Below are 20,363 nucleotides of genomic sequence, written 5' to 3' on the forward strand. Positions count from 1 at the left end.
GGCAACCACGCCAGCTGAGCCCACCCGCACACGAGATTGGCCCGAGCCAACAGCTCGGGCCACTTCCGCGTCCGGCGGCCTACAGCCCCCGCACCTGCACCCCCGCCCCACACAGCTTCCCCATGTCGTCCTCGTCCGAGGTGAAGACCACCGCCCGGCCCGGCTGACGCCCAGCGATCACCGCGAGCGCCGCATCGATGGCGTACTTATGGCCGTGCAGCCCGGTCGCCCCCAGGAGCCCGATCGCCTCGTCCGCGACGTCTCTTGTCACCGGCTCCACGACGACCCGGGACATCGCCCAGTTCCACACAGGCCGCCGGATCCTGCTGTGGTACGCCTCGATGAGTGTCATGGAACTCGTCACCACGCGGATTCCGGACTGGTGCGCCTTGGTGAGAATGCCGGTCATCGCCCGGTCCCGAAGTACGGCCCTGGACAAGGCCTCGCTGTCCAGCACGAACGACATGTCCAGCATCACGCCGCCTCCGCCCCGCCCTGAACCCCGTCCTGCGCCCCGGATTCCCGCTCCTCGAACCACCGCTCGATGTCGCGGAGCTCCGCCGCAGCCGCGGCCTGCTCCTCCTCGGTGAGCGGTCCGCCCTCTTCCTGCATCCACGTGACCAGCTCCCCCAGCCGATCATGCTCGCGCTGGCGCTCGATGGCCCTTGTGACGTACGCACTGAAGGCGCCCGGACCGACCTCGCTGCGGATCTCCTCCGCCAGCTCCTCCGGCAGGGTGACCGTGTACTTCTTGGTTGCCATACCAATCACCATACTGCCGCGATCGTGCCCGCATCACCCTATTCACCCCATCCGGTGAAGCGCATGCGCCGCTGCACGCCTCTCCCGTACCGTGGCTGTGAAGCCGCGCGAAGGGACCGGAATGACCGCACAGCACATCGACCCCGCGGGGCCCCTCATCCCCCGCCCGCAGCGGACCCCGGCGGCGCTCCGAATCGCCCTCGCACAGCTGGCTCCGCACCGGCTGGGAGAGATGGAGCAGCAGAAGGACGCGGCCATCGCCCTGGCCGCGGAGACCGGCAGCCTGGGGCCGATCATGCAGTTCCTGGAGTCGTGGGCCGTCGCTGTGGAGATCGCCCGGCTGCCTGTTGCCGCCGCCCGCCTGCACTCTGCCGAGTACGCGGTGCAGAACCTCGACAGGGATGACCCTGCCTGGCGGGCAGCCATGGACGAGATCCGTCACGTGCTCGCGTCCGCAAGGGAATCCCTCACCCGTGAGTGAATGGCGTTGGGAGTACGACCCGGACGAGACCCACGTCATCGGCGGAGCGACGCCACCGCCGCCCGTCTTTGTCGCCGAGGTCGAGAAGCGCGCCGATGAGCTCGTGCGGGCCGCGTCCGCGCTGCATCTCGACGGGGCATCCTTCCGGGGGGCTGGTGACGGCATGCAGACCACGTTCGTGCCGGGCGGGCTGTTCCTCTACCTCACCGTCATCCGGCACTAGTGCGTCTACGTGCTCCAGGTGACTCCTTGGCCTTCGGCCTGAGCGGCCCCTACCCCCGCCCCCGCAGCTCCCCCTTCACCACCTTCCCGCTCGCGTTCCGCGGCAGCTCCCCCACGAACTCCACCGCCCTCGGCACCTTGTAGTTCGCCATCTCGCGCCTCGACCAGGCGATCAGGTCGTCCGCCGTGAGCGTCGCGCCCGCCCGGCGGACCGCGTACGCCTTGCCGACCTCGCCGAGTCTCGGGTCCGGGATGCCGATCACCGCCACGTCCGCCACGTCCGGGTGCAGGCCCAGGAGTTGCTCGATCTCGGCCGGGTACGCGTTGAAGCCGCCGACGATGAACATGTCCTTGATCCGGTCCGTGATGCGCAGGTTGCCCGCCGCGTCCAGGACGCCGATGTCGCCGGTGCGGAGCCAGCCGTCCTCGGTGATCGTGGCCGCCGTGGCGTCCGGGTCCTCGAAATAGCCCTGCATCACATGGAAGCCGCGGACCAGGATCTCGCCGGGGGTGCCGGGGTCCGCCAGGACGCGGATCTCCGTACCGGGGATCGCGCGGCCCGAGGTGGAGGAGATCGTCTCGGGCGGGTCGCCCCTTCGGCACATCGTGACGATGCCGCTCGCCTCGGAGAGGCCGTATGCCGTGAGGATGGTCTCGATGCCCAGCTCCGTGCGCAGGCGTTCCACCAGTTGGAGGGGGACGACCGCCGCGCCCGTGACGACCAGGCGCAGGGCGGAGAGGTCGTGCGTCGCCCGCGCCGGGTGGTCCAGGAGCGACTGGTGGAGGGTGGGCGGGCCGGGGAGGACCGAGATGCGTTCGGCGGCGATGTTCGCGAGGACGGTGTCCACGTTGAACACCGGCTGCGGGATCATCGTCGCGCCCCGCATCAGGCACGCGATGATGCCCGCCTTGTAGCCGAAGGTGTGGAAGAACGAGTTCACGATCAGATAGCGGTCGCCCTCGCGCAGGCCGGCCAGCTCGCTCCAGATCGCATAGCAGCGCAAGGTCTGGGCGTGGGTGATGACCGCACCCTTGGGGCGGCCCGTGGTACCCGAGGTGTAGATGATGTCGGAGGGGACGGCGGGGGTGATCGCGTCGGCACGTTCCCGTACCGACGCGGGCGATATCCGCTCACCCGTCGCCAGGAAGTCCTTCCAGGTGACGTAGGACTCGGGTGCCGTGTCCGCGAGCACCACCACCCTTTCCAGGTACGGAAGTTCCGCCTCCGCCCTGCGCAACGACGCCACGTACGACGCGCCCAGGAAGGTGCCGGTGATGAAGAGCAGCTTCGCCCGGCTTCGTTCCAGGATGTACGCCGCCTCGGGGCCCTTGAAGCGCGTGTTGAGAGGGACCAGGACCGCGCCCGCCGTGACCGCGCCGAGGGCGGAGACGATCCAGTCCAGGGTGTTCGGCGCCCAGACGGCGACCCGGTCGCCGGGCTCCACGCCCGAGGCCATGCACGCGGCGGCGGCGCGTTCGACGCGGTCGCCGAGTTCGGCGTACGAGATGCGGGTGCGGCCCTCGACGACCGCCTCCCGGTCCCCGTACCGCTGCGCTGCCGCCCGCACCAGCCTCGGGATGCTGCCCCATTCCTCGTCGCCGCGCATCGCATGCCCTCCCGCCGAACCGCAATAGCTGACTATCCGTCAGATTAGCTGTAGCGTCTGCCGCTGTCAGCAGTCATGACGATCGCGGAGGTGGCGGGTGGCGACGCTCAAAGACGTGACGGCGATAGCCGGGATCGGACAGACGGACTTCGCGAAACAACTCCCGGAATCCGAGAAGACCTTGGCCTGCCGGGCCATCGTCGCGGCGCTCGACGACGCGGGCATCGCCGCGTCGGAGGTCGACGGGTTCGCCTCGTACACGATGGAGGAGACGGACGAGGTCGAGGTCGCCAAGGCGATCGGGGCCGGTGATGTCACCTTCTTCTCCAAGGTCGGCTACGGAGGCGGTGGTTCGTGCGCGACGATCGCGCATCTCGCCGCCGCCGTCGCCACCGGACAGGCGAGCGTCGGGGTCGCCTGGCGCTCGCGGAAGCGTGGCTCCGGGCCGAGGCCCTGGAAGAACACCACCGTCCAGCTGCCGACCCCCGCCCAGTGGACCCGCCCGTACGGTCTGCTGCGGCCCGCTGACGAGATCGGGATGCTCGCGCGGCGGTACATGCACGAGTACGGGGCCACCCGCGACCATCTCTTCAATGTCGCGCTCGCCTGCCGCAACCGCGCCAACCAGAACCCTGACGCGGTGATGTACGAACGGCCGCTGACCCGCGACATGTATATGACCTCGCGCTGGATCAGTGAGCCGCTCTGTCTCTTCGACAACTGTCTGGAGACGGACGGGGCACTGGCCTGCGTCGTCGTCTCCGCCGAGCGGGCCCGGGACTGCCGCCGGAAGCCCGTCTACATCCACTCCGTCGCCCAGGGGCTGCCCGCCCAGCACCACGGGATGGTCAACTACTGGAACGACGACCCGCTCACCGGCCCCGCCTGGACGGCCGCCCGGCAGCTGTGGAAGCACGCCGACTTCGGGCCGGACGATGTCGATGTCGCACAGATCTATGACGCGTTCACCCCGCTCATCCCGCTCTCCCTGGAGGGGTACGGCTTCTGCGGACGCGGTGAGGGTGCCACGTTCACCGAGGGCGGGGCGCTGGAGAGCGGCGGCCGGCTGCCGATCAACACCGGGGGCGGCGGGCTCAGCGAGGCGTACGTGCATGGGTTCAACCTCATCAACGAGGGCGTGAAGCAGTTGCGCGGCACCTCCACCGCGCAGGTGCCGGACGCCGCCACCTGCCTGGTCACCGCCGGCGAGGGCGTGCCCACCTCCGCCGTACTGCTGAGGAGCTGAGACCACGGATGGAATCGCTGCTGCTGCCCGTCGCCGACGAGGACGGCGCCCCCTTCTGGGAGTACGCCGCCCGGGGCGAACTCCGCGTCCAGGCCTGCGCCGCCCCCGCGTGCGGCGCCCTCCGTTTCCCACCGCGGCCCTGCTGCCCGCACTGCCGGTCCTTCGAGAGCGAGTGGCGGCCGATGAGCGGGCGCGGCCGGATCTGGTCGTACGTGCTGCCGCATCCGCCGCTGCTGCCCGCGTACGCCGCCCAGGCCCCGTACAACGCGGTCGTCGTCGAGCTCGCCGACGCCCCGCGCATCCGGCTGGTCGGCAATGCGGTCAGCGGCCCCGAAGCACCGCTGAACTCGGTCGATCCGGCAAGGCTGCGGATCGGGGCACCGGTGCGGGCGGTCTTCGCGCCGGTGAGCCCGGAGCTGACCGTGGTCCGCTGGCTGCTGGAACGGTGAGCGGACGACGATGGCGCTGCGGACGGAGACCGACAAGGAGACCGGGGTCGCGGTCGTCACCCTCGACCGGCCGGAGAAGCTGAACGCGATCGACCTGGCGACGGCGGACGAACTCGCCGCCGCGTGGCGGGCGTTCCGTTTCGACGACGGGGTGCGGGCCGTCGTCGTCACCGGTGCGGGCGGGCGCGCCTTCTGTACGGGGATCGACCGGGGCGTGGAGGTGCCGCAGCCCTCGTCCCCGTACACGATCGACGATCCGCTGCTCGCGATCGGACCGAAGGCGAACGACCTGTGGAAGCCGGTGATCGCCGCCGTGGAGGGGATGGCGTGCGGCGGGGCGTTCTATCTGCTGGGCGAGGCGGAGTTCGTCATCGCGTCGGAGGAAGCGACGTTCTTCGACCCGCATACGACGTACGGCATGGTCAGCGCGTACGAGGCGATTCACATGGCGCAGCGGATGCCGTTCGGGGAGGTCGCCCGGATGTCCCTGATGGGTACGGCCGAACAGGTGACGGCCCGTCGTGCGTACGAGACCGGGCTGGTCAGCGAGGTGACGGCGCCCGGCGGCGCGGTGGCGGCGGCGGTGCGTGCGGCGGCCGTCATCGCCTCGTACCCGACCGGGGCGGTGCAGGGAACGGTGCGGGCGGTGTGGTCCGCCAAGGAAGCGGCGCGCACCCAGGCACTGGCCCACGCCCCGCACCTGATCGCACTCGGAAACCTGCCGGCGGAGCGGCAGGGCGAGCTGTTCAAGGGGCGGGGGCGGGGCAGCGGGGGGTTCCGGCTGCGGTGAACCGGAACCCCCCGCCAGCAGAAGTCAGTAGCTGAGTTCGGCCTCGGCCCGGCACTTCTTCACCCGGGACACCTTGCTCGGGCTGTCCATCCGCACAAAGACGGTCGCGCTGTCGACGCCCGTCAGCTCCACGTTCGCTTCGCCGGTGTCGACGGTGTTGCCGAGCGCGTCGAGGAAGGTGACATCGACCTTGTACATATGCGTGCCGAGCTCGCTCGAACTGACCCGGACGGTGGAGGACGTCACGGCCCGCCGCTTGCCCTTGCGGGGCTGGGCGCAGCGGATCACGGTCACCTGGGGCGCGTCGGTCGCCGTGGCGCCGGGGGTCTCGGTCTCGTAGGTGGAGCCGCCGGACGAGCTGCTCGACGAGTCGTCGTAGTCATCGTCGTCGTAGTGGTGGTAGCTGCCGTTGCTCTTCTTGGAGTTGGAGCAGCCGCCGCCGCTACTGCTCGAACCGTGGCTCTTGCCGCCACGGCTCTTGCCGCCACGGCTCTTGCCGTGGGTCGAGGTCGAGAAGCCGGTGAGTGCGAGCACCACCGCCACCAGGACCGCCGAGAGTTTCAGATGCTGCCGCATCATCGATGCAGCCCCCCTTGTGTTGTTGTCATGTTGCTGTCGAACGATCGCGCGACACCGTAACGCATGGCGCACGGGAAGGGCCGTCCGGCCGGTGCGCCCCTGGTGGCGGGGGTCAGGGGCCCGGCGTAGCGTCGACGCCGAGAGCGGTGCTGATGCGCGATGCCGGTCCGCACGACCGCAGGAGGCCGATGATGATCCGCAACATCCTCGGCTCGATCGTCGCTCTCGCAGGAGCGGCGGCCGCCGTGCTGAGCCCCTTCCGTGACTGGTACGACGGCCGCCTCGGGCGGCAGTACCGGATCGTGGACCTCTTCAACGGCATCGGCGGTGCGCGGCCGGGACTGTGGGGGTCGGTCTGGCTGCCGCTTCTCTTCGCCGCGGCCGTGACGGTGGTGGGTGTGGTGCTCCGGTCTCGGCTGCTGGTCGCGTGCGCGGGGGTCGTCGTCCTCGGCTTCACCGTGCTGTGGATGGTGCGGCTGGGGCAGGCGACCGGGAGCCTGACGGTGGCGGCGGACGGGTCCGGGCTGCAGGTGGGGGTGGCGACCGCCGCGGTGGGCGGGGCACTGATGCTGGTGGGGGCTGCGGTGATGCCGGGGCGGCGGGGTGGGCGCGAACATCCGGGGCGCGTGGACCGGAAGCGGCCCTACGCGGCGCCGGGGTCGGACGATCCGGACACGTGGCCGCCGACGCAGGAGCCGGGGCCATCGGTGCAGACAAGTCCCCTGCCTGAGCCGGAGGCGGACCCGTACACGGGCCCCGAGTCCCCGGAGGGCCCGGAGGCGCACCGTCCGCCGGGCCCTTGACGCGCCGGACGAACCCGACGCGCTTCGCAGCCCCGCCCCACCCGTGGCGCACGGTTGCGTCCTCACACGCCGGACGGGCCGGGGTGTGAGGACGGGCCGATACGTGCCGGCCGAGCGGGGAAATTCGAGCCCGTCCGGCGATTGAGGACAAAGCGGCTGCCGGGCGAGCCCGGTGAACGCCTACGCCCGTGCCCGGTTCCCCGTGCCCGTCCCCTTCAGCGCGTCCAGCGCGTACACGCAGCGGTCCTTGCTGCACGCGTACACCACGCCCCCCTTCGCCACCGGCGACCCCGTGATCTCGCCGCCCGTCGCAAGCTTCCAGCGCAGCTGGCCGCCCGCCGCGTCCAGCGTGTACAGCACGTGGTCCGCGGAACCGAAGTGGACGCGGCCGTCCGCGACGACCGGCGCGCCGACGACCTCGCCGCCCGCGGCGAACCGCCATTTCGGGGTACCCGTCACCGCGTCCAGCGTGTACAGCGCGCTGCCGCTGCCGACGTGGACATTGCCCGCCGTGACCAGTACCGGTTCGATCGACTGGCGCGCCTCCGTCGCGATGCGCCACCGGTCCTTGCCGGTCGTCGCGTCGAGTGCGTACACCGTGCCGAGGTAGTCGGCCAGGTACACCCCGCCGCCGGTGACCGCGGGCCCCGGCGCGAACGCGGGCGGGGACAGGAAGACCGCGGGCGACTCGAAGTGCCACCGCACCAGCCCCGACGCGATGTCCACCGCGAGGACCCGGGTACCCGCGGCGACGTACACGTGGCCGTCCGCGGCGGCCGTCACCCGTACCGGCACACCCCCGCAGGACGCCGCGTCACCGATCGGGTACGACCAGCGCTCCATGCCCGTACGGGCGTCCACCGCGCGCAGCCGGGCGTCCTGCCACAGGTACACCATGCCGTCGTGGATCGCGGGCCCGGCCTCGGCCGTCTCGAAGTCGGTCTGTACGCCTCCGGTCTCCCACAGCTTCTCGCCGGTGGACGCTTCCCACGCCTGCACGCCGCCACCGCGCGTGCCGGTGATGACGGTGCCCCGGTCGGCCTTGAGCGAGTACACCCAGGCGTCGGTCTGCAGCCGCCACCGTTCGGCGCCGGTCAGCGCGTCCAGGGCGTACAGCGAAGGGCCGTCGGAGCCGTGGATGCGGCCGCCGTCGAGCGTCATCGACCAGGCGACGTCACGAGTCTTGAACTGGCGCCGCCCGTTGCCGACGTCCAGCGCGTGCACCTCGAACGACGTCACGTACAGCAGGTCCCCGGCGACGACCGGCGTGCCCCACACGTCGTTCGACATCCGGAACCGCCAGGGTCGCCAGCGGTCCGGCTCCGCGGGCGGCGCATCGGGGGCGTGCGCCGGAGCGGGCAGTGGGGCGGCGGCCGGGACCGCGCCGTTCAGCCCGGCGGGCGGGCGCACCCACCCGGTCGCGGGACCCGCCTCCGCGCCGGCCGTCGCGCGCACGTCCGCGGCACGCGGCCCGGGTCCGATCGGCACCTTCGCCCCAGGCAGCCGCACCGGACCGCCCTCGTCCGACTCCGCCGCCCGAACAGGTGCGGGGGCGGGGGACGGCGATCTCAGGTCCGCGCCGCTGCGCCACGCCGACTCCCAGTCCGCGCCCCGCGGCGGCTGCTGGGGCGGCGGCGGCGCCGGAGCGGGCGCCGGGGCGGCGGGTGTCGCCGTCCGCCCCCCGCCGCGGCGCTGCTCGATCATCGCCGTGGCGGGCGTCGGCAGCCAGGCCGACGCCGTACCGCTGTCGTCGCTGCCGGAGGCGAAGAGGTGCGGGGCGAGCTGGGCCTGCAGATCGGCCGGGCTGGGCCGCAGCCCGGCGTCCATCTGCATGCAGGACTCGATCAGCGGCCGCAGGTCGTCGGGCAGCCCCTCCACATCGGGGCCCTCCCGCAGCAGCATGAAAACCGTCTCGACCGGGTTCGCCCCGTGGAACGGCGCATGCCCGGTGGCGGCGAAGACGAGCGTCGAGCCGAGCGAGAACACATCGCTCGCGCCCGTGACACTGCGCGAGTCCCTGGCCTGCTCCGGCGACATGTACGCGGGGGTGCCGACCGCCACGTTGGTCATGGTCAGCCGGGTGTTGGAGACTCCGGACGCGATCCCGAAGTCGATCACCCGCGGACCGTCCTCGACCACCAGCACGTTCGACGGCTTGAGGTCACGGTGGACCAGCCCCGCGCCGTGGATGGACTGGAGCGCCTCGGCGATCCCGGCGGCCAGCCAGCGCACCGCCTGGGTCGGCATCGGGCCGCACTCATTCACTATTTCTTCGAGCGAGGGAGCGGGCACGTAAGCGGTGGCGAGCCACGGCACGGCGGCGCGCGGGTCGGCGTCCACCACGGCGGCCGTGTAGAAGCCGCTGATCGCGCGGGCGGCCTCCACCTCACGCGTGAAGCGGACCCGGAAGAGCTGGTCCTCGGCGAGCTCCGTACGCACGGTCTTGATCGCCACTCGTCGGCCGGACGCCGAGCGGGCGAGATAGACCAGCCCCATGCCGCCGGCCCCGAGCCGTCCCAGCACCTCGAACGGGCCGATCCGCCTCGGGTCGTGCTGCGTCAGCTGCTCCACCACTTGCCTGCCACCTCCCCGTACGGACCTCAGGAACAGAAGTCCGCGAAAAACCCCGCCCTGTGCAGCGTCTCACCACTGGGCACCACCCGGCGGTGCGCTCCCTGATTGTTCCTGGCCGATGCGATGGTTGCGAACCCGGGGGCGGATCGGGGTGTCACATGTCACTTTGCCCTCTATCAGGACACCGGGGGCTGAAGTACGGCGAACTCGGCACCCTGATCGTCGTGCAGGACCGCCATCCGCCCGTACGGGATACCGAAGGGCGGCGCGGAGACCCGGCCGCCGAGCCCGACCGCCGTCTCGGCGGCGGCGTCGCAGTCCGCGACGGCGAAGTAGCTGAGGAAATAGCTGGGCATCTCGGCCGGGAAGGCGTCGGTGATCACGCTGCGTCCGCCGATCGCGGTGTCGGGGCCGGGTTCGGTGCCTTCGGGGGACCACATGCGGTAGTCGACGCCGGACTCGGAGGCGCCCGCACCGCCGGAGCCGGACTCGGCAGATCCGGACTCGGAGGCGCCCCCATCGCCGGTGCCCCCATCGCCGGTGCCCGGCTCGCCGTGATCGGTGCCGGACTCGCCGAGATCGGTTCCGCGGAAGCCGAAGACCTTCTCGTAGAAGGCGTCGACGCGGTCCTTCTGCCGGGTGTAGACCTCGGTCCAGCAGAAGGATCCGGGCTCGTTCTGCTTCTCGAACCCGCTGCGGTCACCGGCCTGCCAGAGCCCGAAGACCGCACCGCCCGGGTCGGCGGCCTGCGCGAGCACGCCCGCGCGGCCGACCCGGACGGGCTCGGTGATGACCTGGCCGCCCTCCTGCCGGATCAGGGCGACGGTCGCGGCGATGTCGTCGGTGGCGAAGTGGACGCCCCAGGCGGTCGGCATCCGGCCGTCCTGCTTGGCGGCGAGTGCGGCAACGAGCTTGCCGTCGCTGAGGGCCTCGGCGTACGCGCCCCCGGCGGCGTCCCCGGCCCGGAAGGTCCACCCGAAGAGCCCGCCGTAGAAGCGCTTGCCCGCTTCGAGATCGGGGAGCTGCGCGTCCACCCAGCACGGCGCGGAGCGCGGGAATGCGGCCATGGGCCCGGGTCCTTCCATCGAAGTGACGCTCGTCACACTCAAAGTAGCCCCGCACCGCATGTACCGCGCAGCGAATGCCCTTCGTCGAACGAAGGTTCGATATCGGAGCTCCTTGGCCGTCGCGTCACGGAAAGTTATCCACCAAAGTTGTCCACAGGCTGTTGATAACACTATTCAGGCTGTGGATCGCATCCGTCGAAATCCGGCCACTTCTCCCATGCCACCCCACTGCACCTGCGGAACTCCCCATTTGCAGTCGGCCGAATCGCGCTCCGATCACCCCTCGGTAAGCTGACGGCATGACAGGACAAGTGCGCACCGTCGACGGCCGCGTGGCCGGTCGACGAGGACAGGCGACGCGGCAGAAGCTGCTCGACTGCCTCAGCGAGATGCTCAGCTCCTCGCCTTACCGGGACGTCAAAGTCATCGACGTCGCCCGCAAGGCGGGGACTTCACCCGCAACCTTCTATCAGTACTTCCCCGACGTCGAGGGAGCTGTCCTCGAGATCGCCGAAGAAATGGCCAAGGAGGGCGCCGCGTTGACCGAATTGGTCGCCGGCCGCTCCTGGGTCGGCAAGGCGGGCTGGCAGACCTCCGAAGAGCTCGTCGAGGGGTTCCTCGACTTCTGGCGACGCCATGACGCGATCCTGCGCGTGGTCGACCTGGGGGCGGCCGAGGGCGACAAGCGGTTCTACAAGATCCGCATGAAGATCCTGAACTCGGTCACCAACTCCCTCACCGATTCGGTGAAGGAGCTCCAGGCCAAGGGCAAGGTCGACAAGGACGTCAGTCCGGCGGCGATGGCGGGCTCGCTCGTCGCGATGCTGGCGGCGGTCGCCTCGCACCAGAAGGGTTTCCAGACCTGGGGCGTCAAGCAGGCGGAACTCAAGCCGAACCTCGCACTGTTGGTGCATCTGGGCATCACCGGCAAGAAACCGACGAGATAGCGCCGGGCGCACCCTTCTTTCCGGCTTCTTGCCTCGCTTCTTCCTGTACTGGGCTCCGCACGGCAATCCCGGGCTGCCCACGTCCTGTCTCACCGATGGCGGACCACCCGATGTGGTCCGCCATCGGCGTATCCGGGCGGCCTCCGCGTCACGGAGTGTCGCGCCGCTCCAGCCGGAAGAGCCGGATCTCCCGCTCCACCCGCGCCTGATACGTGGCGTACGGCGGCCAGAACGTCAGCGCCGCCTGCCACACATCTGCCCGCTCCGCGCCCTCCAGCAGCCGGGCACGCACGGCGATGTCGTGCCCCTTCCAGTTGATGACGGCGTCGTCCGGATGGGCCAGCAGGTTGGCGGTCCAGGCAGGATGACCCGGACGGCCGAAGTTGCTGCCGATCAGAATCCAGCTGTCGCTGCCGCCGCCCTCGGAGCCGCGCTCCGGCATGCAGGCGAGTGGAGTGGTGCGCGGCTGTCCGCTCTTCGCCCCGCGCACCGTCAGGATCACCCCGGGCAGCATCCGGGCGCTGAGCAGCACCTTGCCGCGGGTGAGCCGGTGGACGGTGCGGTCCATGGCGGGCACGACGTGCGGGGCGATCCTGGCGAAGGTGCGGGTCGAGGACACCTTCTGGACCAGCCGGACTCCGGGCGCCATCAGACCGCCACCTCCACGCGCGGTTTCCGGACGCCGGGCGTGAACAGACCGGCCTGTTCGGCGGCGTGGTCGCGCAGCCGGTGGACGGGTCCGAAGAGCAGCTCGTCGGCGGCGGCCCGTTTGAAGTAGAGATGCGCCTCGTGTTCCCAGGTGAAGCCGATGCCGCCGTGCAGCTGTACGGCCTCGGCGGTGGTGATCCGCAGCGCTTCCAGCGCCTGGGCGAGCGCGAGCCCTCCGGCTGCCGGGTCCCAGGCCGCGTAGTACGCCGCGGACCTGGCCGCCTGCACCCGTACGTACAGGTCGGCGAGCCGGTGCTTCACCACCTGGAAGGAGCCGATGGCGCGGCCGAACTGCTCGCGCGCCTTGACGTATTCGATGGTCCGGTCGAGTGCGCTCGCCGCGGCTCCGACCGCCTCCGCCGCCAGTACGGCCGCGGTCGTGCGCCCGACGGCGGCGAGTGCTCCGGCCGGTCCCGACACATCCACCGTGTCGTCCGCGCCGAGCAGTTCGGCGGTGGTCTCACGGAGTTCGACACGGGCCACCGGCCGGGTCTCGTCGAGCGAGGTCTGCCGGGTGCGGGCGAGCCCGGTCGCCGTGTCGGAGCGGACGAGGAAGAGGAGAGTCCGGCTGCGCGGGAAGCCACCCGCGTGGGCGGCGACCAGCAGAAGTCCGGCGCTGTGCCCGTCGAGGACCTGGGCGGCTTCCCCGTAGAGCCGCCACCCGTCCGGGCCGGGCCTGGCCTGTACGCCGCCGGACCGGCCGCCGCCCGCCCAGGCGCCGCCGCTGGTGTCGCCGATGAGGCCGAGGGCGGTGGCCGGTGAGCCGCCGGGGACGGCGAGGGTCGCGGTCAGCTCGCCCGCCGCGATGCGGGGCAGCAGGGCGGTGCGCTGGGCGTCGGTGCCGACGGCGGCGATCAGCGGTGCGGCGAGCGCGGCGGTGGCGAGCAGCGGGGACGGCAGCAGGGCGCGGCCGGCCTCCTCGCAGGCGACGGCGAGTTCGGCGGGGCCGCCGCCGACTCCTCCGTACTCCTCCGCGAGCGCGAGGCCGGGCAGTCCGAGGTCCTGGGCGAGCTGCCGCCACAGGGTCTCGTCGTATCCGTGCGCGGTCCGTACGGCGCTCCTGACCTCGGCGGGTCCGCAGCGTTTGGCCAGCAGTTCGCGCAGGGTGCGGCGGATCTCGTCCTGTTCCGCGGTGAAGGCGGCGTCCATCGTCGGGCTCCTTCCCCTCAGGGGCCGTCGGCTCCTGATCTGACGGGCCGTCATGCTAGGGGTGGTGGCGCCAGAAACCCAGACTCGCGCACACCCCTGCCCCCGGACCCGATCCCGCCCGTACGCCGGTCCGCACCACCGCATCTGATGTACCGTCAGATTCATGCCTTCCTCACCCTCCTCCACCCCGCGCAAGGTCGCTGTCGTCGGCATATCCCTCGCGGACTGCGGACGCGTCGACGGCCCGACGCCGTACGCCCTCCATGCCCAGGCCGCCCGCCGGGCACTCGCCGACTCGGGCCTGGACCGCTCGGTCGTCGACGGTTTCGCCTCCGCCGGACTCGGCCCGCTCGCCCCCGTCGAGGTCGCCGAGTATCTGGGGCTGAAACCCACCTGGGTCGACTCCACGGCGGTCGGCGGTGCGACCTGGGAGGTGATGGCCGCCCACGCCGCCGACGCGATCGCGGCAGGCCACGCGAACGCCGTACTCCTGGTGTACGGATCGACCGCCCGCGCCGACATCAGGGCGGGGCGCCGCACGTCGAACCTGTCGTTCGGTTCGCGCGGCCCGCTCCAGTTCGAGGTGGCGTACGGGCACTCACTGATCGCCAAGTACGCCATGGCCGCCCGCCGCCATATGCACGCGTACGGGACGACGCTGGAGCAGCTCGCCGAGGTGGCGGTCCAGGCGCGGGCGAACGCTGCGGCCAACCCGGACGCGATGTTCCGGGACCCGATCACGGTGGACGACGTGTTGTCCGGCCCGATGATCGCGGACCCGTTCACCAAGCTGCACTGCTGCATCCGCAGCGACGGCGGGTGCGCGGTGCTGCTGGCCGCGGAGGAGTACGTATCGGACACAGCAAAGGCTCCGGTGTGGATCCTCGGCACGGGTGAGCACGTCTCGCACTCCACGATGTCGGAGTGGGACGACTTCACGGTCTCCCCGGCGGCCGTCTCGGGCCGCCTGGCGTTCGAACGGGCCGGGGTACGGCCGGCGGACATCGACCTGGCCGAGATCTATGACGCCTTCACCTATATGACGCTGGTGACGCTGGAGGACCTCGGATTCTGCGCGAAGGGCGAGGGCGGCGCCTTCGTCGAGAAGGGCCGCACGGGCCTGACCGGCGAACTCCCGGTCAACACCGACGGCGGCGGCCTCTCCGCCTGCCACCCCGGCATGCGCGGGCTGTTCCTGCTGGTGGAGGCGGTACGGCAACTGCGCGGGGAGGCGGGAGACCGTCAGGTCCGGAAGACGGACGGACGGCTGCCGGAGCTGGCGGTGGCCTCGGGGACGGGCGGCTGGTTCTGCTCGTCGGGGACGGTGGTGCTGGGGCGGGCATAGCTCCGCGGCACGTGCCGTGCCGGGGCCTTCGGGGCCCCACCTGCACCCAGGGGCCGAATCGGTCAGATCCGGGCGGCGGCCTCGGTGAGGCAGTGGCGCAGGATCTGCTCGATCTCGTCGAAGGTGCCCTGGTCCGCGATCAGCGGCGGCGAATCCGTTGCGTATGCGCCATTCCACTTCGGAGTTCGTTGCGATCAGCGCGATGACATGTCGATCTCGACAGTCTGACCGAGGCCGGTCGGGGGGCCTTCCCGGCAGCTCAGACCCCTACGACGGTGAGCGTCCCCTCCAGCCCCTTGAAGTCGTCGGCGTTACGCGTGTAGAGCGGCAGCGCTCTGATCGACGCGATGGACGCGATCATGAGGTCCAGTCGCCGTGGGCGCGGATCGCGCCCGGCCGCGATGACCAGGGCCACGAGAGTCCCGTACCTGGCGGCGGCGTCGCCGTCGAAGGGCAGAGGCTCGAAGTCTGCGACGGCAGCTCCCAGCTTCTCCATCCGGGCAGCCCGCACCGCCGGTTCCTTGGCCATGGCAACGCCTTGCTGCAGTTCGGCCAACGTCACAGCCGTGAGTGCGGGGATCACCGGCAGATCACCGGGACTCAGCACGTCGAGGTCGATATAGGTGCACGTGTCGAGCACCCCCGTGCGGTAGCGCTCAGCCACGGTCGCGCTCCCAGGGGTCGTCGTCCCCGACGCGGTCCTCCGCGCCGAAGAACTCGTCCGCCTCACGGCGCATCAGCGCGTGATCCACACGAGGCAGCCGCCGGTGGCGGGCAACCAACTCCTCCGCGCTCAGCTGCCGCTTCCGGGTGAGCGGCCGCAGCTCCGCGACCTCTATGCCATTGCGGGTGATGTGAAAGATCTCGCCCCCCTCCACCGCATCCATGACTTCGGCGGATTTGTTCCGGAATTCCCGCTGCGTGATGGTCTTCATGGAATCAGCGTAGCCCAGCGTGTCTCATGGTGCTACGTCGATGCTTTTTCAGAGGCCCCTGATGTCCAATGGCCGCATGACGGATGCATCGACACCTGCGCAGCGCACCTTCCGGGACCTCCTTCACGCCCAGCACGTCTGGGATGTGGACCTCCCCGCCTTCGACCTGGCCGCTGCGCCCCGTGCCCCGATTCCCCTCTTCCGCACCTGGTTCGCGGAGGCGGTGGCCGCCGGGCAGACCGAGCCGCACACCATGTCGCTGGCCACGGTCGATACCGACGGCCACCCGGACGTACGGACGCTGATGCTGCACGACGCGGACGACCGCGGCTGGCACTTCGCCACGCACGCCACCAGCACCAAGGGCCGCCAGCTCGCCGCGCATCCGCATGCGGCCCTCGGCTTCTACTGGCCGGCGCAGGGTCGCCAGGTACGCGTACGAGGTCCGGTCACCGCGTGCCCACCCGCCGAGAGCCGGGCCGATCTGCACGCCCGGTCGACCGGCGCCCTGGCGTCGGCGCTGGTGGGGCGGCAGAGCGAGGTACTGGACTCGTACGAGGACCTCACCCGGGCTTCCGAGACCGCCTGGGAACGGGCGCAGGCAGAACCGGACGCGGACGTGACGAGCTGGACGCGGTACGTGGTGGAGCCGCGCGAGGTCGAGTTCTTCCAGGGCGACGCGCAGCGACGGCACATCCGGCTGCGCTACCGCCGGGCGGGCGGGTCGTGGGAGCGGGAGCTGCTCTGGCCGTGAGCCGGTAAACCGATTTCCACCAGAAAGGGGCACTATGGGAAGCAGGTGAGTTGCTGGAGGCATTCCATGACACGAGCCCGTTCCCGTTACGCCCCCGACCACGGTCTGACCACGCGCATGGTCACCACCATGTTCCTGATCGGACTGCTGTACGTGGTCCTGGTGGGCGTGCTCCTCGCGGTGCTGCGGGGCGCCTGGCCGATCATCCTGATCGTCGTGGGTGGCCTGTTCATCGCGCAGTTCTGGTTCAGCGACCGCATCGCCGCCTTCAGCATGGGCGCCCGCGAGGTCACCCCCGAGGAAGCACCCGAGCTGCACGGCACCATCGACCGGATCTGCGCCCTGGCCGACATGCCGAAACCCCGGGTGGCCATCGCCCGGAGCGACGTACCGAACGCCTTCGCCACCGGCCGCGGCGAGAGGACCGCCCTCGTCTGCGCCACCACCGGGCTCCTGCGCAGACTGCAACCCGAGGAGCTGGAGGGCGTCCTCGCCCACGAGATGTCGCACGTCGCGCACCGGGACGTCGCCGTCATGACGATCGCCTCGTTCCTCGGTGTCATGGCCGGCGTGGTCACCCGCGTCGCCCTCTGGGGCGGCTTCTCCCGCAGCAGCCGCAGCAGCGACCCCGTCGGCATCGCGATCCTGCTGATCCCGCTGATCAGCGCCGTCGTGTACTGCCTGAGCTTCCTGCTCACGCGACTGCTCTCGCGCTACCGCGAACTCTCCGCCGACCGCGCCGCCGCCCTCCTCACCGGCCGCCCCTCCGCGCTCGCCTCGGCGCTCACCAAGGTCAGCGGGCAGATGGCCCGGATCCCGACGGAGGATCTGCGGAAGGCAGAGCCGTACAACGCCTTCTACTTCGTCCCGGCGTTCTCCTCGAAGGAGAGCCTCAGCCGGCTGCTCTCCTCCCACCCGACCCTCGAACAGCGCCTCGACCAGCTGGCCCGCATCTCCGCCGAACTCGCCCGCCCGTAAGGAGTCCGCAGTGGGTCTGCTCGACACGATCCTGGGACGCAGCAAACCGGTCCGCCCCGACCTCGACCAGCTCTTCGCCGTACCGTCCGCCGCGCTCACCCTCCAGGCGGGCGCGGGCTTCATCCCCACCGGTCTGGGCTCGGTCTGCTTCGCGGGCGTGGAGGGCGGCACCTTCGCCCGTATCCAGCAGGACGTACAGGAACTGCTCGATGCGGACACGGACCGGGGCGGGATCCCGGTGGAGTTCAGCCACGACACGTACGGCTACACCTGGCTGCTCGCCCGCCACTCCCCCGACGACGTGGCCGCCCTGGTCAACGACCTGCACGCGGTCAACACCCTGCTCCAGGACGGCGGCTTCGGCCCGCAACTGCTCTGCTCACTGATCGGCTTCCGGAACGCCGAAGGGCGCTCGCTGGCGCTGGTCTACCTCTACAAGCGCGGCACGTTCTATCCGTTCGCCCCGGTGCCGGGCGGCGCCGAGAAACGCGACAGCCCCCTGGAGCTGCAGGTCAGGGCGACACTGGGCGACGACTTGCGGGTCGAGCAGGATCTCTCCCGGTGGTTCCCGGTCTGGGGCGCGCCCGGCCTGTGAAGATCAGACAGCGCGCGCACCGGCCACGAAGGCGGACCAGGCGGCCGGGGTGACCGCGAAGGTGGGGCCGTCGGTGACCTTGGAATCGCGGACGTGGACGGTATGGGGGCCGGTGGCGACCTCTAAGCAGGCGCCGCCCCAGTTGTTGCTGTAACTCGACTTGAACCAGGCCGGTTCCGTCGCATTCATAGCTGCGCCGCTTCCCCTCGATGAGCTCCGCGGTCTCCCATGGCGTGAGCGCCTGCGCCCGCAGGGTGCCGAAGAGGTCGAAGAGATCGCACCTGCGACGGCTCACCACTCGCCCCCACAGCCACCACCACTCTCACCACATTGCCGAATGTAGACCGTGTCTACCTGGTCACGCTACGCAGTCGGCGGGATCCTCGTATCCATGACGAGCAAGAAACTCCCCGAATGGGTACCGCCCGCGGGGCTGCAACTCCATCTGACCGGCGTCCACTTCGACGCCATCCGGGTGCGCGGCGTACGCGGCGAGGCCGTCCTGCACCACCTCGCCGCGCTCACGGACGGCGAACCGGGTCCGGTGGTCCGGGAGGTCGCGGGCGGGCGGTGGACGTACTTTCTGATCCCGCCCGGGGTGAGCAAGGAGTACGACTGGCCGCCCGGGGCGACCTGCCTCGGACCGTCGGCGCGGGATCTGTACGTGGGGATCCCCGCGGCGCACGGCAACACGTATCCGCTGAGCTGGCGGTGCGGGGCGCCGGAGGAGGGGGAGTTCGTGGACGCGGAGCTGCTGCACGGGGTGGTGGTCGCGCAGTTGGTACGGGAGAACTGGTGACCCGTTCCGTATCATCAGGTTCATGACTCCTGAGCGCCCGAATTCCGTCAGTCGGCTTCGTGCCTCCGACGCCGACCGCGAAGCGGTGGTGGAGCAACTCCAGGAGGCGGCGGCCGAGGGCCGCATCGATCTCGACGAGCTGGATACGCGCCTGGGGCAGGCGCTCGGCGCCAAGACCTTCGCCGAGCTGGAACCCCTCACCGCCGATCTGGCGCCCGCGCCGCAGAACGCGACGGAGCCGCTGGTCGTCGAGGGCGGCATGGGCGGCCTGGCACGGACCGGACGGTGGAAGGTGCCTGCGCGCATCGACGTGGACGGCGGCATGGGCGGCGCCAAGCTCGACTTCACGCAGACCGAGACCCGACTGCGCGAGATCGAGCTGGAGGTCAACGGCCAGATGGGCGGGGTCGTCGTCGTCGTGCCCAGGGGGTGGGCGGCGGAGAGCGACGACGTCCGTCCCGGCCTGGGCGGCTTCAAGGACCGGACCCGGGGCGAGAGGCTCCCGGGCGCACCGCTGCTCCGCCTCACCGGCTCGGGCGGCATGGGCGGAGTCGTCGTCCGCCACCCCAACATCTGGGAGCGGTGGAAGCTGCGCCGCAGCAAGCGGCGCTGACCCTGCTGCGTCAGGCACCGGCTTCCGGCCGGAAGACCGGGACCGCCTCGCACCCCTCCTCCTGCCGGAAGGAGACGCGCAGCTCCATGCCGATCGCGAGGGCCGACTCCTCGCAATCGACGATCTCCGTCATCATGCGGGGCCCCTCGGCGAGTTCGACGACGGCCGCCGTGTACGGGACGCGGGAACCGAACGGCGGCAGGTCGTTGCGGTGGACGACGGACCAGGTGTAGAGCGTGGCGCGGCCGCTCGCCCGCTCCCAGTCGACGTCCTCGCTCCAGCATGTGGGGCAGAACTCGCGCGGATAGTGGTGGGCGGCGCCGCAGGCACGGCACCGTCGGAGCAGCAAGTGGCCCTCGGCGGCGGCGTCCCAGTAGCGGCGGGTGAAGTCGTCCGGTTCGGGCAGGTCGAAGCGGGGGGCGGCGGCGGTCAACCGAAAAGTCCGATCGCGTGGTCGAGGGACCAGACCTGCCAGGACATGGCGAAGAGGGCGACCAGCGAGATCAGCGCCATCATCGCGTTCTGCCCCTGCTCGGCCCAGTCGTGGATCATCAGCACGAGATAGAGGAGGTTGAGGAGCAGCCCGCCGACGAGCGCGACCGGGGTCAGGAAGCCGACGATCAGCCCGATACCGAGGGCGAGTTCCGCGTACACGACGAGGTGGGCCATCGCCTTGGGGCGGGGCGCGACGACCTTCTCGAAGCCGCTCCTGACCGCCGGCCACTTGTGCTTGCCCGCGACGTCCGCCGCCCAGGCGATGCCCGTACCGCGTTCGAACCAGCCCTTCTTGTCCTTGTGCCGCCAGCTCTCCAGCCACCACAGCCCGAGCCCTGTTCGAAGGACGGCGAGCCACTCGGCTCCGCCGAGCCAGATCGTCCGCATCAGGACCCCTCCCGCTCAAAGCATCTGACGGTACATCAGTTCAGCTGATCCGGCACTGCTGCGCAAGAGGTGCGCAGA

At 70.9% G+C, this 20,363-nt stretch carries 26 protein-coding genes; 13 read left to right on the forward strand and 13 right to left on the reverse strand.

Features of this window, described 5'->3' with window-relative positions; translation table 11 throughout:
- Window positions 1-79: 79 nt before the first annotated feature.
- Window positions 80-475 (reverse strand): hypothetical protein, encoded by a 396-nt coding sequence (locus ACWD6R_RS00225; protein WP_451816600.1) that lies wholly within the window; start codon window positions 473-475, stop codon window positions 80-82.
- A complete protein-coding gene (locus ACWD6R_RS00230; protein WP_451816601.1) occupies window positions 475-762 on the reverse strand; it encodes a hypothetical protein in 288 nt (95 codons plus the stop codon). The genes ACWD6R_RS00225 and ACWD6R_RS00230 overlap by 1 nt, the downstream gene beginning before the upstream one ends.
- Before the next feature lie 121 nt (window positions 763-883).
- Between ACWD6R_RS00230 and ACWD6R_RS00235 the strand changes: the two genes are divergently transcribed.
- Complete coding sequence (locus ACWD6R_RS00235) at window positions 884-1,243, forward strand: DUF6247 family protein (protein ID WP_451816602.1); 360 nt, start codon at window positions 884-886, stop codon at window positions 1,241-1,243.
- A complete protein-coding gene (locus tag ACWD6R_RS00240; protein ID WP_451816603.1) occupies window positions 1,236-1,466 on the forward strand; it encodes a hypothetical protein in 231 nt (76 codons plus the stop codon). Before ACWD6R_RS00235 ends, ACWD6R_RS00240 begins: the two co-directional genes overlap by 8 nt.
- A 49-nt stretch (window positions 1,467-1,515) precedes the next feature.
- Here the strand turns inward: ACWD6R_RS00240 and ACWD6R_RS00245 are convergent, their stop codons facing one another.
- Entirely contained in the window at window positions 1,516-3,072 is a 1,557-nt protein-coding gene (locus tag ACWD6R_RS00245) for a FadD3 family acyl-CoA ligase (RefSeq protein ID WP_451816604.1), read from the reverse strand.
- Between the two features lie 97 nt (window positions 3,073-3,169).
- On the opposite strand from ACWD6R_RS00245, the gene ACWD6R_RS00250 reads away from it, so the two are divergent.
- Genes ACWD6R_RS00250 through ACWD6R_RS00260 form a run of 3 tightly spaced genes read left to right on the forward strand, consistent with a single transcriptional unit; the run spans window position 3,170 to window position 5,557 of the window.
- Window positions 3,170-4,318, forward strand: a complete 1,149-nt coding sequence (locus tag ACWD6R_RS00250) for a lipid-transfer protein (RefSeq protein WP_451816605.1) — start codon at window positions 3,170-3,172, stop codon at window positions 4,316-4,318.
- Between the two features lie 8 nt (window positions 4,319-4,326).
- Complete coding sequence (locus ACWD6R_RS00255) at window positions 4,327-4,767, forward strand: Zn-ribbon domain-containing OB-fold protein (RefSeq protein WP_451816606.1); 441 nt, start codon at window positions 4,327-4,329, stop codon at window positions 4,765-4,767.
- Between the two features lie 10 nt (window positions 4,768-4,777).
- The gene (locus tag ACWD6R_RS00260; RefSeq protein WP_451816607.1) at window positions 4,778-5,557 is read left to right on the forward strand and encodes an enoyl-CoA hydratase/isomerase family protein; all 780 of its coding nucleotides are present in this window, start codon (window positions 4,778-4,780) and stop codon (window positions 5,555-5,557) included.
- A 24-nt stretch (window positions 5,558-5,581) separates the two neighbouring features.
- On the opposite strand, the gene ACWD6R_RS00265 is transcribed toward ACWD6R_RS00260, so the two are convergent.
- A complete protein-coding gene (locus ACWD6R_RS00265) occupies window positions 5,582-6,136 on the reverse strand; it encodes a hypothetical protein (protein ID WP_451816608.1) in 555 nt (184 codons plus the stop codon).
- Between the two features lie 191 nt (window positions 6,137-6,327).
- Here ACWD6R_RS00265 and ACWD6R_RS00270 point away from each other — a divergent pair, with 191 nt between their 5' ends.
- Window positions 6,328-6,939, forward strand: coding sequence for a hypothetical protein (locus ACWD6R_RS00270; RefSeq protein WP_451816609.1), 612 nt, complete (start codon window positions 6,328-6,330; stop codon window positions 6,937-6,939).
- A gap of 180 nt (window positions 6,940-7,119) precedes the next feature.
- Here ACWD6R_RS00270 and ACWD6R_RS00275 read toward each other — a convergent pair whose 3' ends face one another.
- Both ACWD6R_RS00275 and ACWD6R_RS00280 read right to left on the reverse strand, forming a co-directional pair.
- Entirely contained in the window at window positions 7,120-9,513 is a 2,394-nt protein-coding gene (locus ACWD6R_RS00275) for an outer membrane protein assembly factor BamB family protein (protein ID WP_451816610.1), read from the reverse strand.
- A 176-nt stretch (window positions 9,514-9,689) separates the two neighbouring features.
- Complete coding sequence (locus tag ACWD6R_RS00280) at window positions 9,690-10,580, reverse strand: VOC family protein (RefSeq protein ID WP_451816611.1); 891 nt, start codon at window positions 10,578-10,580, stop codon at window positions 9,690-9,692.
- A gap of 299 nt (window positions 10,581-10,879) precedes the next feature.
- Here ACWD6R_RS00280 and ACWD6R_RS00285 point away from each other — a divergent pair, with 299 nt between their 5' ends.
- Complete coding sequence (locus ACWD6R_RS00285; RefSeq protein WP_451816612.1) at window positions 10,880-11,527, forward strand: TetR family transcriptional regulator; 648 nt, start codon at window positions 10,880-10,882, stop codon at window positions 11,525-11,527.
- Between the two features lie 148 nt (window positions 11,528-11,675).
- Here ACWD6R_RS00285 and ACWD6R_RS00290 read toward each other — a convergent pair whose 3' ends face one another.
- Entirely contained in the window at window positions 11,676-12,176 is a 501-nt protein-coding gene (locus tag ACWD6R_RS00290; RefSeq protein ID WP_451816613.1) for a nitroreductase family deazaflavin-dependent oxidoreductase, read from the reverse strand.
- Window positions 12,176-13,384, reverse strand: a complete 1,209-nt coding sequence (locus ACWD6R_RS00295) for an acyl-CoA dehydrogenase family protein (protein ID WP_451816614.1) — start codon at window positions 13,382-13,384, stop codon at window positions 12,176-12,178. Before ACWD6R_RS00295 ends, ACWD6R_RS00290 begins: the two co-directional genes overlap by 1 nt.
- 163 nt (window positions 13,385-13,547) lie before the next feature.
- Here ACWD6R_RS00295 and ACWD6R_RS00300 point away from each other — a divergent pair, with 163 nt between their 5' ends.
- Entirely contained in the window at window positions 13,548-14,729 is a 1,182-nt protein-coding gene (locus ACWD6R_RS00300) for a thiolase C-terminal domain-containing protein (RefSeq protein ID WP_451816615.1), read from the forward strand.
- A gap of 259 nt (window positions 14,730-14,988) precedes the next feature.
- Here ACWD6R_RS00300 and ACWD6R_RS00305 read toward each other — a convergent pair whose 3' ends face one another.
- Together ACWD6R_RS00305 and ACWD6R_RS00310 are read right to left on the reverse strand one after the other, a co-directional pair.
- The gene (locus ACWD6R_RS00305) at window positions 14,989-15,393 is read right to left on the reverse strand and encodes a type II toxin-antitoxin system VapC family toxin (RefSeq protein ID WP_451816616.1); all 405 of its coding nucleotides are present in this window, start codon (window positions 15,391-15,393) and stop codon (window positions 14,989-14,991) included.
- A complete protein-coding gene (locus tag ACWD6R_RS00310; protein ID WP_451816617.1) occupies window positions 15,386-15,664 on the reverse strand; it encodes a type II toxin-antitoxin system Phd/YefM family antitoxin in 279 nt (92 codons plus the stop codon). The genes ACWD6R_RS00305 and ACWD6R_RS00310 overlap by 8 nt, the downstream gene beginning before the upstream one ends.
- A gap of 76 nt (window positions 15,665-15,740) precedes the next feature.
- Here ACWD6R_RS00310 and ACWD6R_RS00315 point away from each other — a divergent pair, with 76 nt between their 5' ends.
- The 3 genes from ACWD6R_RS00315 (at window position 15,741) to pspAB (ending at window position 17,991) form a co-directional block, all read left to right on the forward strand.
- Entirely contained in the window at window positions 15,741-16,418 is a 678-nt protein-coding gene (locus ACWD6R_RS00315) for a pyridoxine/pyridoxamine 5'-phosphate oxidase (protein WP_451816618.1), read from the forward strand.
- Window positions 16,419-16,484: 66 nt separating this feature from the next.
- The gene (htpX, locus tag ACWD6R_RS00320) at window positions 16,485-17,396 is read left to right on the forward strand and encodes a zinc metalloprotease HtpX (RefSeq protein ID WP_451816619.1); all 912 of its coding nucleotides are present in this window, start codon (window positions 16,485-16,487) and stop codon (window positions 17,394-17,396) included.
- A 10-nt stretch (window positions 17,397-17,406) separates the two neighbouring features.
- Window positions 17,407-17,991, forward strand: a complete 585-nt coding sequence (gene pspAB / locus ACWD6R_RS00325) for a PspA-associated protein PspAB (protein ID WP_451816620.1) — start codon at window positions 17,407-17,409, stop codon at window positions 17,989-17,991.
- A gap of 3 nt (window positions 17,992-17,994) precedes the next feature.
- Here pspAB and ACWD6R_RS00330 read toward each other — a convergent pair whose 3' ends face one another.
- On the reverse strand, window positions 17,995-18,180 hold the full coding sequence (locus tag ACWD6R_RS00330; protein WP_451816621.1) for a DUF397 domain-containing protein: 186 nt from the start codon (window positions 18,178-18,180) through the stop codon (window positions 17,995-17,997).
- A gap of 202 nt (window positions 18,181-18,382) precedes the next feature.
- Here ACWD6R_RS00330 and ACWD6R_RS00335 point away from each other — a divergent pair, with 202 nt between their 5' ends.
- Both ACWD6R_RS00335 and ACWD6R_RS00340 read left to right on the forward strand, forming a co-directional pair.
- Complete coding sequence (locus ACWD6R_RS00335; RefSeq protein WP_451816622.1) at window positions 18,383-18,790, forward strand: hypothetical protein; 408 nt, start codon at window positions 18,383-18,385, stop codon at window positions 18,788-18,790.
- A gap of 22 nt (window positions 18,791-18,812) precedes the next feature.
- Window positions 18,813-19,403, forward strand: coding sequence for a DUF1707 SHOCT-like domain-containing protein (locus tag ACWD6R_RS00340; protein WP_451816623.1), 591 nt, complete (start codon window positions 18,813-18,815; stop codon window positions 19,401-19,403).
- Window positions 19,404-19,413: 10 nt separating this feature from the next.
- On the opposite strand, the gene ACWD6R_RS00345 is transcribed toward ACWD6R_RS00340, so the two are convergent.
- Entirely contained in the window at window positions 19,414-19,836 is a 423-nt protein-coding gene (locus ACWD6R_RS00345; RefSeq protein ID WP_451816624.1) for a Zn-ribbon domain-containing OB-fold protein, read from the reverse strand.
- On the reverse strand, window positions 19,833-20,285 hold the full coding sequence (locus ACWD6R_RS00350; protein WP_451816625.1) for a DoxX family membrane protein: 453 nt from the start codon (window positions 20,283-20,285) through the stop codon (window positions 19,833-19,835). The genes ACWD6R_RS00345 and ACWD6R_RS00350 overlap by 4 nt, the downstream gene beginning before the upstream one ends.
- Window positions 20,286-20,363 lie beyond the last annotated feature (78 nt).

It is taken from the genome of Streptomyces sp. NPDC005151 (assembly GCF_053599875.1).

Excerpts from the sequence above, each read along its gene's own strand:
- ACWD6R_RS00225 (WP_451816600.1), bottom strand. The coding sequence starts at position 475 with ATGCTGGACATGTCGTTCGTGCTGGACAGCGAGGCCTTGTCCAGGGCC.
- ACWD6R_RS00230 (WP_451816601.1), bottom strand. The coding sequence starts at position 762 with ATGGCAACCAAGAAGTACACGGTCACCCTGCCGGAGGAGCTGGCGGAG.
- ACWD6R_RS00235 (WP_451816602.1), top strand. The coding sequence starts at position 884 with ATGACCGCACAGCACATCGACCCCGCGGGGCCCCTCATCCCCCGCCCG.
- ACWD6R_RS00245 (WP_451816604.1), bottom strand. The coding sequence starts at position 3,072 with ATGCGCGGCGACGAGGAATGGGGCAGCATCCCGAGGCTGGTGCGGGCG.
- ACWD6R_RS00255 (WP_451816606.1), top strand. The coding sequence starts at position 4,327 with ATGGAATCGCTGCTGCTGCCCGTCGCCGACGAGGACGGCGCCCCCTTC.
- ACWD6R_RS00260 (WP_451816607.1), top strand. The coding sequence starts at position 4,778 with ATGGCGCTGCGGACGGAGACCGACAAGGAGACCGGGGTCGCGGTCGTC.
- ACWD6R_RS00265 (WP_451816608.1), bottom strand. The coding sequence starts at position 6,136 with ATGATGCGGCAGCATCTGAAACTCTCGGCGGTCCTGGTGGCGGTGGTG.
- ACWD6R_RS00270 (WP_451816609.1), top strand. The coding sequence starts at position 6,328 with ATGATCCGCAACATCCTCGGCTCGATCGTCGCTCTCGCAGGAGCGGCG.
- ACWD6R_RS00280 (WP_451816611.1), bottom strand. The coding sequence starts at position 10,580 with ATGGCCGCATTCCCGCGCTCCGCGCCGTGCTGGGTGGACGCGCAGCTC.
- ACWD6R_RS00285 (WP_451816612.1), top strand. The coding sequence starts at position 10,880 with ATGACAGGACAAGTGCGCACCGTCGACGGCCGCGTGGCCGGTCGACGA.
- ACWD6R_RS00290 (WP_451816613.1), bottom strand. The coding sequence starts at position 12,176 with ATGGCGCCCGGAGTCCGGCTGGTCCAGAAGGTGTCCTCGACCCGCACC.
- ACWD6R_RS00295 (WP_451816614.1), bottom strand. The coding sequence starts at position 13,384 with ATGGACGCCGCCTTCACCGCGGAACAGGACGAGATCCGCCGCACCCTG.
- ACWD6R_RS00300 (WP_451816615.1), top strand. The coding sequence starts at position 13,548 with ATGCCTTCCTCACCCTCCTCCACCCCGCGCAAGGTCGCTGTCGTCGGC.
- ACWD6R_RS00310 (WP_451816617.1), bottom strand. The coding sequence starts at position 15,664 with ATGAAGACCATCACGCAGCGGGAATTCCGGAACAAATCCGCCGAAGTC.
- ACWD6R_RS00315 (WP_451816618.1), top strand. The coding sequence starts at position 15,741 with ATGACGGATGCATCGACACCTGCGCAGCGCACCTTCCGGGACCTCCTT.
- htpX (WP_451816619.1), top strand. The coding sequence starts at position 16,485 with ATGACACGAGCCCGTTCCCGTTACGCCCCCGACCACGGTCTGACCACG.
- ACWD6R_RS00330 (WP_451816621.1), bottom strand. The coding sequence starts at position 18,180 with ATGAATGCGACGGAACCGGCCTGGTTCAAGTCGAGTTACAGCAACAAC.
- ACWD6R_RS00335 (WP_451816622.1), top strand. The coding sequence starts at position 18,383 with ATGACGAGCAAGAAACTCCCCGAATGGGTACCGCCCGCGGGGCTGCAA.
- ACWD6R_RS00340 (WP_451816623.1), top strand. The coding sequence starts at position 18,813 with ATGACTCCTGAGCGCCCGAATTCCGTCAGTCGGCTTCGTGCCTCCGAC.
- ACWD6R_RS00350 (WP_451816625.1), bottom strand. The coding sequence starts at position 20,285 with ATGCGGACGATCTGGCTCGGCGGAGCCGAGTGGCTCGCCGTCCTTCGA.